A 14,855-nucleotide genomic window follows, 5' to 3' on the forward strand; every position below is an offset into this window, starting at 1 on the left:
CGCCGGCCGCACGCCGAGGCGCCGTGCCTGGTCGCCGACCAGCGGTCGCTTTCCTGGAGGCCCGCAATGTCATCCCGGGGGACGCCCCGGATCCCCGGCAGTCGAAGGTCCTGAGGTCACAAGATGCCCGCACTGCGTTCCCGTACGACCACCCATGGCCGCAACATGGCCGGCGCCCGCGCCCTGTGGCGGGCCACCGGCATGACCGAGGACGACTTCGGCAAGCCGATCGTGGCGATCGCCAACAGCTTCACCCAGTTCGTCCCGGGGCACGTGCACCTGAGGGACCTGGGCAGGCTGGTCGCTGACTCGGTCGCGGCGGCCGGCGGCGTCGGGCGCGAGTTCAACACGATCGCCGTGGACGACGGGATCGCGATGGGGCACGGCGGGATGCTGTACTCGCTGCCGTCGCGAGAGATCATCGCGGACAGCGTCGAGTACATGGTCAACGCGCACTGCGCCGACGCCCTGGTCTGCATCTCCAACTGCGACAAGATCACCCCGGGGATGCTGCTCGCCGCGCTGCGGCTCAACATCCCGACCGTGTTCGTCTCCGGTGGGGCGATGGAGTCCGGCAACGCGGTCGTCCAGGGTGGCACGGTCCGCTCCCGGCTCGACCTCATCGACGCGATGACGGCGGCCGTCAACCCGGACGTCAGCGATGCCGACCTCAGCATCATCGAACGCTCCGCCTGCCCGACCTGTGGCTCCTGCTCGGGGATGTTCACCGCGAACTCGATGAACTGCCTGACCGAGGCGATGGGCCTGTCACTGCCGGGCAACGGCTCGACGCTGGCCACCGCCGCCGCCCGCCGGGAGCTGTTCGTCGAGGCCGGCCGGCTCGTCGTCGACCTCGCCCGCCGCTACTACGAGAAGGACGACGAGGGCGTGCTGCCGCGCTCGATCGCCAGCGCCRCCGCCTTCCGCAACGCCTTCGCCGTCGACGTCGCCATGGGCGGCTCGACGAACACCGTGCTGCACCTGCTCGCCGCCGCCGTCGAGGCCGGTGTCGAGGTCACCCTCGCCGACATCGACGAGATCTCCCGGCGGGTGCCCAACCTGTGCAAGGTCGCGCCCAGCTCGACGAAGTACTACATGGAGGACGTCCACCGCGCCGGCGGCATCCCCGCGATCCTCGGCGAGCTGGACCGGGGCGGGCTGCTCGACCCGAACGTGCACAGCGTGCACTCGGCGAGCCTGCGCGAGTTCCTCGACCGTTGGGACATCCGCGGCGCCAGCCCCGCGCCGGACGCCGTCGAGCTCTTCCACGCCGCGCCGGGCGGGGTGCGCACCACCGAGCCGTTCAGCTCGACGAACCGGTGGGACACCCTCGACACCGACGCCGCGGACGGGTGCATCCGCTCGGTCGAGCACGCCTACTCCGCCGAGGGCGGCCTCGCCGTGCTGCACGGCAACCTGGCCGAGGACGGCGCCGTGGTGAAGACCGCCGGTGTCCCCGAGGACCAGTGGGCGTTCGCCGGCCCGGCGGTCGTCGTCGAGAGCCAGGACGAGGCCGTCGAGGCGATCCTCGGTGGCCGGGTGAAGCCGGGTGACGTCATCGTCGTCCGGTACGAGGGTCCGCGCGGCGGCCCGGGCATGCAGGAGATGCTCTACCCGACGGCGTACCTCAAGGGCCGCGGTCTCGGGCCGAAGTGCGCGCTCATCACCGACGGACGGTTCTCCGGCGGCAGCTCGGGCCTGTCGATCGGGCACGTCTCGCCGGAGGCGGCGCACGGTGGCACGATCGCGCTGGTCCGCGACGGTGACCGGATCGAGATCGACATCCCGGCCCGCCGGCTCGCGCTGATGGTCCCGGACGAGGAGCTGGCCGCCCGCCGGGTCGAGCTCGAGGCCGGCCAGGGCTTCCGGCCGGTCGGCAGGGAGCGGCAGGTCTCGGCGGCGCTGCGCGCCTACGCCGCGATGGCCACGTCGGCCTCCACGGGCGCCGCCCGCGACGTCAGCCTCCTCGGCGGCTGATCCCACCGACCACCCACCGGTCTGACCCGCTTGACCCTGCCTGCTGACAGATAACCGCTGTCGGGCTACTCGACGCGCCAAAGCCGGAGGGTCCGGTCCGAGCTGACGCTGGCCAGCAGGGTGCCGTCGGGTGAGAACACCGCGGACCACACGACGTCGCCGTGCCCGGTGAGCGGAACGTAGGCCACCGGGTGCGCGAGGTCGGTGACGCCCCACAACCGGATGGTCTTGTCGTCGCCGGCGGTCGCGAGCAGGTGACCGTCGGGGGAGAACGCGACGGACCGCACGGCGCTCCTGTCGCCGGTGAGCAGCCCGTCCGACCTGGGAGACACCGGGTCGGCGATGTCCCAGAGCCGGATGGTCCTGTCGTCGCTGGCGGTGGCCAGCTGCCTGCCGTCCGGCGAGAACGCGACGTCCCGGATCTGGTCGGTGTGACCGGTGAGCGGGGCGCCGATGGCCCGGGGGTTCGCGGAGTTGGTGATGTCCCAGAGCCGGACGGTGGTGTCCCAGCTGCCGGTGGCCAGCAGCCTGCCGTCGGGTGAGAACGCCACGGACCGGACGGCGTCGGTGTGCCCGGTGATCCGGCCGACCGCCACGGGTTTCGCCGGGTTGGTGATGTTCCACAGCCGGGCGGTCGTGTCGAGGCTGCCGGTGGCCAGCAGCTTGCCGTCAGGTGAGAACGCCACCGACCGCACGCCGCCGGTGTGGCCCCGCAGCGGCGCGCCGATCTGCTCGGCGTGGGCCGGGTCGCTGACGTCCCACAGGCGGATGGTGGTGTCGTCGCTGGCGGTGGCAAGCAGTTTGCCGTCCGGCGAGAACACGACGTCGCGGACCTCGATGGAGTGGCCGGTGAGCGGCGCCCCCACGGCCAGCGGGCTAGCGGGACTGCTGATGTCCCAGAGCCGGACGGTGGTGTCCCAGCTGCCGGTGGCCACCAGCCTGCCGTCCGGCGAGAAGGCCAGCGATGCCACCGGGGCGGTGTGGCCCGTGTAGACGGTGCTGACGGGACTGGCTGGCGCCAGCGGGCCCGCGCCGGACGCGTCCGCTCGGGTGCCCGACGTGTCCTGGCGGGCGTTGATGGTCAGGATGACGGCGGCCGCGCCGGCCGCCACGCCGGCGAGCAGGATGGCGACCAGGACGACCAGGCCGCGCCGCGGACTCCGGCGCCGCCCAGGCGGATCGGTGGCCGTGGCGTCGACGGGTACGTCGGGGTCCTCGACGGTCGCCGGACCGGTGACGATGCCGGGCTGGCCGCTGCCCGACGTCGAGTCCTGGTCGGTCGGGTGCCCCGGGCCAGCGGACGGCCCGGCCTGGCCGGTGGACACGGCCGGGCGACCCATGAAACCGGGGACGTCACCGCGCTGGCCGGCCACCTCGGGGAGCCGGTCGGCCGGCCGCGCCGAGCCCGCTGCGCGGCCGACGACCGGCGGCGGTTCGGAGTCCGTCGTCGGCATCGACGCCTGAGTGGGGATGTTCAGGTTCGTGGGGATCTCCGGCCGACCGGTGACCTCCTCGAGGATGGTGGCCGAGCGGTCCTCCGTACCCGGGTCGGTGAGCTCGGCCAGCCCGATCACCGAGGGGTCGGTGTCGATGAGATGCAGCAGAAGCTCGCGTGACGTGGGGCGGGCAGCCGGGTCCTTGGCCATGGCATGGGCGACCAGGTAGCGCAGCCTCCGTGGCAACGCGGTCACGTCGGGGGTGCTGTGGACGACGTGACGAAGGACCGTCGAGGTGGCCTGGTTGCCGAAGGGCGGGCGTCCCGTGGCCGCGAAGAGGATCACCGCGCCCCAGGCATGGACGTCGACCGCCGGGGTGATGGCCTGACCGAGGGCCTGTTCCGGAGCCATGAAGGCGGGAGTGCCGATGGATGCGCTCGTCGCCGTCGTGATGGCACTGGCGGCGTCGAGCGCGCGGGCGATGCCGAAGTCGATGACGCAGGGGCCGGTCGGCGACAGGAGGATGTTGCCCGGTTTGAGATCCCGGTGGACGACTCCGGCCGCGTGAATCGCCGTCATGGCCGAGGCGACGGCGACCGCGAGCCGTTCCAGCTCTGTCGGCGGTAGTGGCCCGCGGTCCCGGATCGCCCTGGCCAGGGTCGGTCCCTTGATGTATTCGGTGACCAGGTAAGGGCGTTCGCCGGTGGTGTCGACGTCGAGAACCTCGGCGGTGCAGAACCGAGCGACGCGCTGGGCCGACTGCGCCTCCAGCAGGAAGCGCCTGCGGAACTCGGGAATGCGGGCGAGGTCCGACCGGATGACCTTCACCGCCAGCAGCCGCGGCGCGGTGACTCCGGCGCCCTGGTCGTTGTCCGCCTCCGCGTCGGAGGTGGGTTGGGCGAGGTACACGGTGCCCATGCCGCCAGCGCCGAGCCGGCCAAGGAGCGTGTACGGGCCGACGGTGGCCGGGTCGCTCTCGCCCAACGCCGCCACGTTTTTGGCGTCGTCGCTCTTACCGACCACCCTTGCCCCCCGGATTGGCCGATCCGGTCATTCATCTCCCGATGAATCGCGTACCGGATCGTCCATCACAAAGGTTAGCCCACCCGATACCACTATCGCTGGCCGGCTTTAGTCGGTTTCGGTTGGCAACTCGACCGGTCGTTCCTCGGCCGGCGCGGCGTGGCGACCCGGTACCTGGGCGGCCCGACTGCCCGGGCGGGTGACCGCCCGGGCAGGATCAGCGCCAGGAGACGGCCTAGCTCGTCATGGCGAGGGAGAGGGCGAAGTCGTCCTCGGGGTCGGTCCACCAGTGGGTCAGACGCCAGCCCGCGGCGGTGAGCTCGCGTTCCACCGTCGCCCGGTCGAACTTGGCGCTGATCTCGGTACGCATCTCCTCGCCGTCGGCGAACGAGACGGTCAGGTCCAGATTCGTCAGGCGCACGGTCTGCGCCCGCACCGAACGCAGCCGCATCTCGATCCAGCGGTTCTCGGGGTCCCATCGGGCGACATGCGCGAACCCGCGCAGGTCGAAGTCGGCGCCGAGCTCACGGTTGAGCACGGTGAGCACGTTGCGGTTGAACGCCGCCGTGACGCCGGCACTGTCGTCGTAGGCGGCGACCAGGCGGCGCGGATCCTTGACGAGGTCGGTCCCGAGCAGCAGCGCGCCGTCCTGGCCTACCCGCTCCCGCAGTCCGGTCAGCAGCAGGTGCCGCTCGGGCGGGCGCAGGTTGCCGATCGTGCCTCCGAAGAAGGCGACCAGCGTGCCAGCCGGCGCGTCGCCCATGCCCGGCGCGCCCTCACCCGGCGCCTCGACGCCGAGAGCGGCACCCTCCGGCCGCGTGGTGGTCCTCGTCGCGGTGCCCGCCGTCGGCAGCAGGCCGAGGTGCTGGCGGAAGTCGCCGACGACCGCGTGCACGGCGAGCCCCGGGTGCGCGGCCTTGGCCGCGGCGCCCGCCCTGGACAGCGCGTCGGCGTCGACGTCGAGCGGGACGAAGCGGCGCAGGCGACCGGTACCGGCCAGGGCGGCCAGCAGCATCCGTGTCTTCTCCGAGGTGCCTGAGCCCAGCTCCACCAGCGTGTCGGCTCCCCCGCCCGGCAGCGCGGTCGCGAGCGCGGCGGACAGGTCCGCGGCGTGCGCCGACAGGATCCCCCGCTCCGTCCTCGTCTGGTAGTACTCCGGCAGCTCGGTGATCTTCCCGAAGAGCATGCTGCCGGTCGTGTCGTAGAACCAGGTGGGCGGCAGCTCCTTGGGAGTGGCGGTGAGCCCCGCGCGCGCGTCGGCCGCCAGCGCCGCCGCGCGCTGCGCCTCGGTCAGGTGCCGTTCGATCGTGATGCCGCCTCGGGCCTTCAACAGAGCGGCCACGTCGGCCGGGGTCGGGGTACGCGTGGCTTGCGGTGTCCTCGAAGTCATGCGGACGTCCTTCGTCAGTTAGTCAACTCAGGGTAGTCGTCCTACAAGGTCAAATTACTTAGAGTTACTTCGCGTGTGTCGGCTACCAACAAGCGGTGGTTCGGTACTTCGACCCAGACGTCCGGACCGGGGCTGGGCTGCCCCGCCGCGTCCGCCGCGCCCGATGGAAACGGTGCCTCCTCGATCGAGACCGAGGCCGACGCCTGGAGCGCCGTGGCGTCGTCGCCGTGACCAGGCCCGGCACCGGCCGGGCCGTCGACGGTGTCGTCGTCTGGTTCGCTCGCCACCAGCACCCCCGCGGGGCCGAGCCGGTACCAGAGCGTCTCGTTCCAGGTGGTGGCGACGATCTGGCGGCCGTCGGTGACGAGCACGTTGAGCCTGGTCGGCGGCACCTGGCCACCCGCCTCGCGGGCCCCCGCGCTGGCGGCCGCCTTGGCCCCGACCGTCGTCACCACCTCGGCGACCGCCTCCGCCAGCCCCACCCCGGCGATCGTCCGCTCCCAGACCAGCGCGGCGAGCAGCGCCGAGTCGCAGCGCGAGTCCGGCGTCGGCGCGTCCGGTCGGCCGGCGAGCAGCGCGGTCAGGATGGCGGGGTCGGCGCGGCCGTTGTGGCTGAGCAGCAACGGCCCATGGGCGAACGGCGCCGTGGCCGTCTCCTCGATCGGCATGCCGACCGTGGCGTCGCGAACCGCGGCCAGGACGCAACCCGACGCCACCGCCCCGGCGAACGACGCGAACGAGGCGTCGGTCCACATCGGCACTGCTCGCCGGTAGCGGGCCGGCTCGGGCCGGACGGCCGGCGCATACCAGCCGACGCCGAACCCGTCGGCGTTGATCCGCCCATGCCGCTGCCGCCGAGGCGCCCATGACTGACGCAGCAGCCCGAACGGCGGTTCGGCGACCACCTCGGCCAGCGTCCGCTCGGCGCCCAACCAGGCGAGGTGTCTGCACATGCGCTAGGCACCTGTCCTCGCGAGCCGGAAACCGGCGAAGATCTGCCGCCTGATCGGGTGATCCCAGTTGCGGAACGTCGCGCGCACCGCGCCGGGATCGGTCGCCCACGAGCCGCCGCGCAGCACCTTGTAGCCGCGGAACTCACGCTCGATGTCGGTGGGGGTACCCGCGCCCGCGCTCGCGGCGCCGTGGCCGGCGACGGCGTCTGCGGGGTCGGCGGGCGGCCGGAAGAAGACGTCGCTGTACTCCCGGTACGGGAAGGCGGCGAAGCCCGGGTAGGCGGCGAAGTCGGAGGAGGTCCATTCCCACACGTCGCCGATGAGCTGCTCGGCGCCGCAGGGGCTCGCGCCGGCCGGATACGCGCCCAGCGGCGCCGGCCGCGCCGACCGGTGGCCGAGGTTCGCGTGCTCCGGCGCCGGTGCCTGGTCGCCCCAGGGGAAGCGGCGTGAGCGGCCGGTCGCCGGGTCGAACGCGCAGGCCTTCTCCCACTCGGCCTCGGTCGGCAGCCGTCGCCCCGCCCAGCGGGCGTGCGCCTGCGCCTCGTACCAGCAGACGTGCTGCACCGGCTCGTCCAGCGGGAGCGGCTCGTCCCGGCCGAAGCGGCGCCGCAGCCAGCCGCCCGCGCCGTCGCGGCGCCAGAAGAGCGGTGCCGTCAGCCCCTCGCGGCACCGCCACGCCCAGCCGGCCGCGGACCAGAGCCGCTCGTCGTCGTAGCCGCCGTCCGCCAGGAACGCCAGGTGCGCTCGGTTCGACACGGGCAGCCGGCCAATCCGGAAGTCGGGCAGGGCGACCCGATGGGCCGGGCGTTCGTTGTCATACGCCCAGAGGTCGGTGCTCGTGCCCATCACGAACTCGCCGGCCGGAACCAGCACCTCGTCGTCGCCAGGTACCGGCCGGCCGGGCGGCGGGGGCGCGCCCTCGTCGACCACGGGCTCGCCGGCGCGCAGCTGCAGCGTGGCGAGCATGGTCTCGTCGTGCTGATGCTCGTGCTGGACGACCATCCCGTAGACGAAGCCGCCGGTGAGCAGCCTGCCTGGCAGGTCGAGGGTGGTCTGACCGGGGACGGCGGCCGCCGGGGGCGCGGCCGGCCCGGCGATCCTGGCCGCTCCGGCCGCTTGCGCCGACTCGGCCAGCGCGACGTCCGGTGGGGCGAGCGTGCCCCTGGCGTCAAGCGTGGCGAAGGTGTCGAGCGCCCGGTCGCGTACGTCGGCGAGATAGGCGCGCGCCTGGGACGGGGAGAGCAGTGGCAACGTGGGCCGGTCGGCCCGCGGGTGCCGGAAGGCGTCGTAGATGTCGTCGATGCCAGGCAGCAGCGGGTCGGCTCCGGTGAGCGCCCGTATCAGCCACAGCTCCTCGTAGTTGCCGACGTGGGCCAGGTCCCACACCAGCGGGGACATGAGCGGCGAATGCTGGCGCAGCAACTCGTCGTCGTCGAGGTCGGTGTAGGCGAGTGTCCGGCGACGGCTGCCCTCCAGCGCCGCGGCCCAGCCGGCCGCCGTCGTGGTCACCGGGTCTCCTCGCGCAACAGGCCGGCGGGGCCGACCTGGGCGAAGCGTTCAGCCAGCCGGTCGGCCGGCGTGCGGCCACGGGCCGGGTAGTCGTCCCGGAACCTCGCGACGACCGCGCGCAGGTCGTCGCCCGCGCCGAGGCGCCCGAGCGCGTCGAGCGCGAGGTCCATGCAGGTCAGCGCCGCGGTGCGCAGCGTGTCGTCGGCGAGCCCGTGCGCGCTCGCCGCGGACCACCCCTCGTCCGCGTCGGAGCACGCGGCCGCCGCGCCCGCGGCGGCGATGGGGTCGTCGAGCAGCGCGGTGGTGACCGCGACCGGCACCATCCACAGGTCGAACGGCTGCGCGTCGAGGTAGCGGATCTCCAGCCAGCCGCGGGGCCGTACCGGCGGGAACACCGTCGTCGCGTGCAGCACCAGGTCGTCGAGGGTGGGCGGGCGGCTCGTCGGCCCGGCGCCGCGCAGCCAGTCTCCGAACGTGGACCCGTCACGCACCGGTACGAGCAGGCCCTCGCCGTGGTCGTCCGCGTCGCGGGAGAGGGCCGGGCGCTGGCCCGGCCCGTCGGGGCCGTCCGGGGAGGAGCCGTCCGGGGCGGGGGCGTTCGTCTCGGGGGCGCGGATCATCATGAGGCGGGCCGCGAGCAGATACTCGGCCCAGCGGCACGTCATGTCGGCCGCCGCCATGTGCGCGTGGCCAACCGGCCGGGTCCTGGTCGGGTCGAGCGCCTCCCACACCCGGGTTCGACCCGAGCGCAACCCCGTGAGCGCGCCGAGCCGGGCGGGAGAGGCGGCGAACATCGCCGCCAGCACCGGCTGCAGCTGGTGCGCGAGCCGCCAGCGCCGGGCGACGTCGGGCTGGTCGTGGCCGGCGTCCAGGTTGACCTGCACCGACGCGCTGGAGCACATCATGATCTCGCCGGCCTCGTGACCGTTCGCCGCCCAGTAGCCCGCCATGGCGGCATAGCGGTCGGCGGCGAGCCAGCGCACGGGCGGGCGCAGCGGGTCGAGCCCCAGACCGGCGAGCCCCAGGCCGGCGTYGGCGAGCGCCGCGCGCACGGCGGCAAGGTCGCTCGCCAGCCGGCTGACCGCCAGCGGCAGTGGCGATGGCGGTCCCGACAGCTCCAGCTGCCCGCCCGGCTCGAAGGTGACGCGGCTGCCCCCGGCGAGCACCGCTGCCGCGGCCGCGATGGTCGGGATGCCCCCGCCGGCGGTGCCAGGGGCCTCGGTCGCCCCGGCGGGCGAGCCCTGCCGGCTGGCCTCGCCGGAACGCCCGATGAGCGCGGCCAGGGCGCCCCAGGTCCGCTCCGGTGGCACCGAGGTGTCACTCGCCGCCCGGTCCACCACCAGCCACTCGGTCTCGATTCCGACGGTGCGCGGACCGGGGCGCGCGGGCAGGCAGCTGGCCGCGTAGCGCAACACGTCGTCCACGGTCAGCCCGGCGAGCGAGCGGCGCGGGGAGCCCCCCGCGACCGGGACGCCCGCCCGCGCGGCGTCCGGTGCCACCGGTGTCGGCGCGGATGGGGACGAGGTCGGATGTGGTGGCATCGGATCCTCCCGGGATCGCCCACGGCCCGCACGCCACGGGCGGAAGCTGGCGTCCACTCTCGCGGCCGCCTTCCGACTCGACGTCACTTCCGCGCGGCCGCGATCGGGCTTGGCCGCCCGCTGACCTTCCAGGTGCCCGGCCAGGCGTGCCGCCCAGTCACCCGACGCGTCGATACACCCCGAGCGTGGCGGATAAACCGGTGGGCCGCGACATTTCGCCGCGCGTGTGACGACAAGCCCAAGGGGCAGACACGGACAACCGTTGCCCAGTGCGCCGTCTGTGACGTCCTTGCCTTACCGTGTGATCCTGCGGACGAACGCAGACCAGGCGGAAGCATGGGGATTCCACCGAGCCGCTTCCGACCCCTGCCGGCGCCGAATTCGCGGGACACGCAGACCAGGCTGATCGGGGGACCTCCCAGCAGACCCGCCAGCTCGGCGAAGCCGGGCAGGCGGAAACCCGGGCTCCGACGATCCGGCAGGAACCCTGGGGAGGACGGTTGACGGGAAGCGGGAACCGGGCGACTCCTGGACGTTCGGCGATGGCGGAGTACCAGCGGCGTCGGGCCCTGTACACGGCCGAACGGGACGATCGGCGGATCCGCGTCGCCGTGCTCGCCGGCCTCGCCGCGGGCGGTGCCGTGCTCGCCGTCGTGCTGGTCGGGCTCGCCCTCAACCTCTCGGCGGTCACGCTGGTCCGCGCCGGGATCGCCGTCGCGCTGGTGGTCCTGGTGGTCGCGGMGGTCCGTTTCTACCGGATCCMGCCGGAGATCGAGGCCTGGCGGCAGGACGCCGGGGCCGAGCGGCACACCGCCAGGGCGCTCGACCGGCTGACCCGAGCCGGCTACACGGTGCTGCACGACCGGTCGACAGCCGAGTCGGCCGGCAACATCGACCACCTGATCATCGGGCCTTCGGGCGTCTGGGTGGTGGAGACCGACGCGCACCGCGGCCCGGTCCGGGAGAGCAGCGCCGGCGTGTGGGTGGGCAAGGTACCGCTCCGCGCCCGGCTGGGACTGGTCGCGTGGACCGGTGAACAGGTCAGCACGGCCCTGCTCGCCGAGCTCCCCGACGGCTGGCAGCTGCAGGCGCAGACCGTGCTCGCGTTCGCGCGTGCCGACGTCCCCGGCGGGCTCGCCCTGGTCGACGGCGTTCTCCTGCTGCCGGCCGCGGGCGTGGCCGAGTACGTGCTGTCCGCCGGGGTGGTGCTGCGCCCGCTGGATGTCGCGATGCTCGTCGACGTCGTCGAGCGGGTCCTGCCCGCCTACCAGGTAACCGGCCCGCCGCCGACCTGGTCCGCCCTGTCCAAGCTGCGCGGCCTGCGCCGCCGCGAACGCCTCTAGCCAAAGTCGCTCCCACGAAAGATAGGCTGGCGCTGACCTCCCGGGGACCCTGCGGCGATAATGGCGGAGCCTCGCGTGGCCGGAGGCCGTCAGGCGCGGCCTAGCCCACCCGGACGCGAACGAGCTCAGAAGCCGGGATAGCCAGGCGGGACGCGGACGCCGGTGCCGTCAGGCTCCTCGTCGTCGCGGTAGGCGATGGACACGTCGAACACGTCCTCGCCGTCGCCGTCGAGGCGATCATCCATCCCGTCGTCTCCACCGCCGGGGGGCAGGTGACCGGCGAAGTCCTCCGGGCCCAGACCCGGCGGGTCGAGCTCGGCGGGGTCGAGGTCGTCGGGAACGAGGTTGATGTCGTCGACCTCGCCGTGCATCTTCGAGCCGTTGAGCACGACGGGAATCTCCAGATCGCCGACGACGTGCTCGACGTAGAACGCCCGCTGCCCGATCAGCCAGAGGGCGAACCCGGGGTCGAGGCGCGGCAGCAGGTCGGCGGCGACGTCGGTGAGGCCGAGCGCCTGCTGGGTCGCCGCCACCTGGTCGGTCGCCTGCTTGTAGAGGATCCGGGTGGACGTCTCGGCCAGCAGGCCCTTGGCGATCTCCACCGAGTCGGGGGAGGCGGACAGCAGGTCGGAGATCCGGTGCGCCACGATGGCGTTCGCGCAGCCCCACTGCCTGGCGAGCTTCTGCTGCGCCGACAGCCTTCGGACGAGCCCGGCGAACCGCATCAGCCGCCAGCACTCGTCGTAGACCACGTAGCGCTGCACGCCGTCCTGGCGCATCAGCGCGGCCTCCATCCAGCCCTGCGCGCAGGTCATGATCAGCGCGATCATCTCGTCCGAGCCCTGCACCCGCTCCAGGTTGAGCACGGCGATCGGCCGGTCGAAGTCGAGTGGAGAGGTCGTCGGCCCGTCGAACAGGCCGGACAGCGCCCCACCCGTGAGCCGGCGCAGCGTGAGGGTGGCATCCCGGGAGGCGTCGCGCAGCTCGGTGGCCGTCATCGGCAGACCGACGCAGTCCGCCTCGCTCGGCTCCGTCATCGCGTCCAGTACGTGCCCGAGGAGCGGGGTCGCCCAGCGGTCCGTGGTCGCGCCGGTGATCTGCCGGCTGACGACGTCGAGGGCCAGGTCGATCGCGGTGTGCTCCGCCGGGGTGAGCGGCACACCCTTGGCCGTCTCGATCAGTGACGCGAGCAGCGACGAGCGCGCCCGCTTGACCTCGCGCGCCCAGTCGTGGTCGTGAATGCCGCGCGGACGGGGCGGCGCGTCCAACGGGTTCAGCCGGGTCGACATGCCAGGGCCGATGTAGGTCGGTTCGCAGCCGAGCCGGCGGGCGAGCCGGGTGTACTCGCCCTTCGGGTCACAGGGCACCGCCGCCTGGTAGCCGAACGCCGCGCCGCGCGACATCAGCGTCTTCAGCAGCGATGACTTGCGTGAGCCGACCGCGCCGAAGACGGCGAAGTTCGGGTTCTCGATGACCTGCTGGCGGTAGAGCTCGAAGACGTCGAACACGAAGGAGTTGCCCGACCAGACGTGCCGGCCGATGAACATGCCCGGCGCGTCCAGCCCTGAGTCGACGACGAACGGATAGATCCCGGCGATCTGTGCCGTCGTCTCCATGTGCGCTGGTAGGCGCAGTTTGTGGAACGTCTGACCCCGGAACGCGCCACTGGTCCGCGGCGGCTGCGCCCCTCGGCGCAGCGCCGCCTGCGCGCGCCGCGTCGCCGCGCGGTCGGCCCGTTCGGCCGCCGCGGCCGACTTCTCCGCCCGGCGTGCTCCGCGAGCAGACCCCCCACCGTCGCGCCGGCCGGCCCGGCGCCTGCCGCGAGGGTTTCCGCCGAGGTCGACGTAGCCGGTCGCGTCCCGGCCCGGGTCGTAGTCCGGTCCCCTGACCGGCCCATCCGGGGCCGTGTCACCGGACAGCGGGCCGGCGTCGTACTCGTAGCCGTCGTCGTCGGGGTAGCCAATGCTTGCGGCGTGGTACCCGCCATCGCCCACGGCCGCCCGTCCATCGGCCGTTCCAGGTCCTTCGCCGTGGCCGTTGGGCCCGTCGTACTGGCCGTCGCCGTATGCCTCGTCGAAGCCGTCGTTGTCGTCGACCGCGCTCGCGCCGTCGGCGACGCCCGCTCGGCTCGCGTGGCCGCGGCCGTCAGTGATGGACGGCCGGGCCGGCTCGGAGTCCGTCATGACACACCCACCGCGAGCGGCAGCGCACCGACGTGGAAACCCTGGTCCTGCTCGCCGACGAGGCGCACCATCTCCAGCCGACTGCGCGAGGCCAGCGTCTCGGCCTCGCCGCAGGCGTCGGCGAGGCCGTCGAGGTCGTCGGCGGACACCGTCACGAAGCCATGGAACCGGAACGCGCCGAAGCCGGCGATCAGCTCCTGCTCGCGTCGCTCCACCTCATCCGCCTCGGTCATGTCGCGCTGGGTCGTCACCTTGCCGAACTTGTCCCGCATCTCCTGCTCCCCGAGGTGCGTCATCCGGCGCCGGTTCACCGCCCGCTCGGCCTTGCGGCCAGGCAACGGCTCGACCACCAGCGACACGGTCCGCCGGCAGGTCGTCTCCATCAGCAGCGGGGCGAGGAACGCGGCCGGCGACGGCACCCGTGGCCAGCCGTTGATCCAGTAGGTGGTGTGGAAACCGGAGTCGGTGCGGTAGTGGTCCCAGGAGGCGACCGCGCGCACCGGGYCGGCGACCGCCGGGTCGATCCCCGACGGCAGGCCCTTCAGACCACCGGCCAGGTCGTGCGTGGCGCCGCCGCGCGCGTCGATCATGTCTACGGAGTACGGGTCATAGGTGGTGCGGATGACCGCCGCCAGTGCCCGCGGCGGGAGCCAGCCGACCGTGCTGATCTGCGCCCTGGCGAGCRCCGCCTCCATCGTGCGCAGCTCGCCGAGCAGCACCGCGCAGGCCGCGCGGTCGCCGCCGCCGCCCCGCTGGATCGCCCGGCGGGCGTCGCGGGCGCGCAGCTGGAACGACAGGTAGGTCTCGTGGCGCTGCGCCACCGGGCCGGCCGCGTCGATGATCTCCTGGTAGGCCTCCGCTGCCCAGGAGTCGTCGTGGTGGCCCCGCACCCGCCAGTGYCGCTGCAACGTGTCACCCGAGTCYGGCAACGTCCGCTCCAGCCACTGGATGCGCGCGAGCCGGCCGCCACCGGCGGTGAGCCCGGCGAGCAGCTCGCCCCAGGCATCCACCCTGGCCTGCTGGTCGCCGGACTCCAGCAGTGCGAACTGGCTGCCCTGGACCTGCAGAACGGCGGTGTAGGTCTGCTTCTTGGTGTCCTTGACGACGGCGACGTAGCGCCCGTTGCCGACGGGGACCGACAGCATGACCAGGTTGGCAAGTGGGCCGGGCAGAACGGTCCTGGTGATCTGGTCTTCGTCCGGCCCGAGCCGGAACACTCCCCCGCGGAACAACGTCTCGCCCGTCACCTTCTGCATCGTGTAGCCGAACAGAATCGGCACCCACTGATCGAGGTTACGGTCCTCGACCCGGATGAACGCGATGATGCCCAGGGCTACCGCTACCAGCACCCAGGCAGGTGCGAGAAGCAACGGTGAGCGCAGCGCGCCGAGCACACAGAGCATCACCCCGACCATCAGGCCGAGTTGCGGCCAGCGCAGGCCGAGCAGGATCCCACCCCGTTCGAGCGGGCCGAACCTATAGCTGCGTTCCGCGACCATG

At 73.2% G+C, this 14,855-nt stretch carries 9 protein-coding genes; 2 read left to right on the forward strand and 7 right to left on the reverse strand.

All coding sequences use genetic code 11. The features are described 5' to 3' along the window. Positions 1-123: 123 nt before the first annotated feature. Positions 124-1,977: a dihydroxy-acid dehydratase gene (gene ilvD / locus BCD49_RS08260; protein WP_071041348.1), complete on the forward strand. Its 1,854-nt coding sequence runs from the start codon at positions 124-126 to the stop codon at positions 1,975-1,977. A 65-nt stretch (positions 1,978-2,042) separates the two neighbouring features. Here ilvD and BCD49_RS08265 read toward each other — a convergent pair whose 3' ends face one another. The 5 genes from BCD49_RS08265 to egtA form a co-directional block, all read right to left on the reverse strand. Beyond that, positions 2,043-4,406 (reverse strand): WD40 repeat domain-containing serine/threonine protein kinase, encoded by a 2,364-nt coding sequence (locus tag BCD49_RS08265; RefSeq protein ID WP_232793938.1) that lies wholly within the window; start codon positions 4,404-4,406, stop codon positions 2,043-2,045. Between the two features lie 265 nt (positions 4,407-4,671). Next, entirely contained in the window at positions 4,672-5,826 is a 1,155-nt protein-coding gene (locus tag BCD49_RS08270; protein ID WP_007516933.1) for an L-histidine N(alpha)-methyltransferase, read from the reverse strand. Between the two features lie 41 nt (positions 5,827-5,867). After that, the gene (gene egtC, locus BCD49_RS08275) at positions 5,868-6,779 is read right to left on the reverse strand and encodes an ergothioneine biosynthesis protein EgtC (protein ID WP_007516932.1); all 912 of its coding nucleotides are present in this window, start codon (positions 6,777-6,779) and stop codon (positions 5,868-5,870) included. A 3-nt stretch (positions 6,780-6,782) separates the two neighbouring features. Further along, a complete protein-coding gene (gene egtB, locus BCD49_RS08280; RefSeq protein ID WP_007516931.1) occupies positions 6,783-8,288 on the reverse strand; it encodes an ergothioneine biosynthesis protein EgtB in 1,506 nt (501 codons plus the stop codon). Next, positions 8,285-9,829, reverse strand: a complete 1,545-nt coding sequence (gene egtA, locus BCD49_RS08285) for an ergothioneine biosynthesis glutamate--cysteine ligase EgtA (protein ID WP_083401344.1) — start codon at positions 9,827-9,829, stop codon at positions 8,285-8,287. The genes egtB and egtA overlap by 4 nt, the downstream gene beginning before the upstream one ends. A 542-nt stretch (positions 9,830-10,371) precedes the next feature. Here egtA and BCD49_RS08290 point away from each other — a divergent pair. After that, the gene (locus BCD49_RS08290) at positions 10,372-11,172 is read left to right on the forward strand and encodes a nuclease-related domain-containing protein (protein ID WP_071041349.1); all 801 of its coding nucleotides are present in this window, start codon (positions 10,372-10,374) and stop codon (positions 11,170-11,172) included. A 125-nt stretch (positions 11,173-11,297) separates the two neighbouring features. Here the strand turns inward: BCD49_RS08290 and BCD49_RS08295 are convergent, their stop codons facing one another. Together BCD49_RS08295 and BCD49_RS08300 are read right to left on the reverse strand one after the other, a co-directional pair. Beyond that, a complete protein-coding gene (locus tag BCD49_RS08295) occupies positions 11,298-13,355 on the reverse strand; it encodes a hypothetical protein (RefSeq protein WP_007516928.1) in 2,058 nt (685 codons plus the stop codon). Beyond that, on the reverse strand, positions 13,352-14,854 hold the full coding sequence (locus BCD49_RS08300) for an SCO6880 family protein (protein ID WP_071041350.1): 1,503 nt from the start codon (positions 14,852-14,854) through the stop codon (positions 13,352-13,354). Before BCD49_RS08300 ends, BCD49_RS08295 begins: the two co-directional genes overlap by 4 nt. Position 14,855 lies beyond the last annotated feature (1 nt).

The sequence above is a fragment of the Pseudofrankia sp. EUN1h genome, assembly GCF_001854645.1.
Taxonomy (GTDB): domain Bacteria; phylum Actinomycetota; class Actinomycetes; order Frankiales; family Frankiaceae; genus Pseudofrankia; species Pseudofrankia saprophytica.

Coding starts and splice junctions, on each gene's coding strand:
- BCD49_RS08295 (WP_007516928.1), bottom strand. CDS start 13,355: ATGACGGACTCCGAGCCGGCCCGGCCGTCCATCACTGACGGCCGCGGC.
- BCD49_RS08270 (WP_007516933.1), bottom strand. CDS start 5,826: ATGACTTCGAGGACACCGCAAGCCACGCGTACCCCGACCCCGGCCGAC.
- egtC (WP_007516932.1), bottom strand. CDS start 6,779: ATGTGCAGACACCTCGCCTGGTTGGGCGCCGAGCGGACGCTGGCCGAG.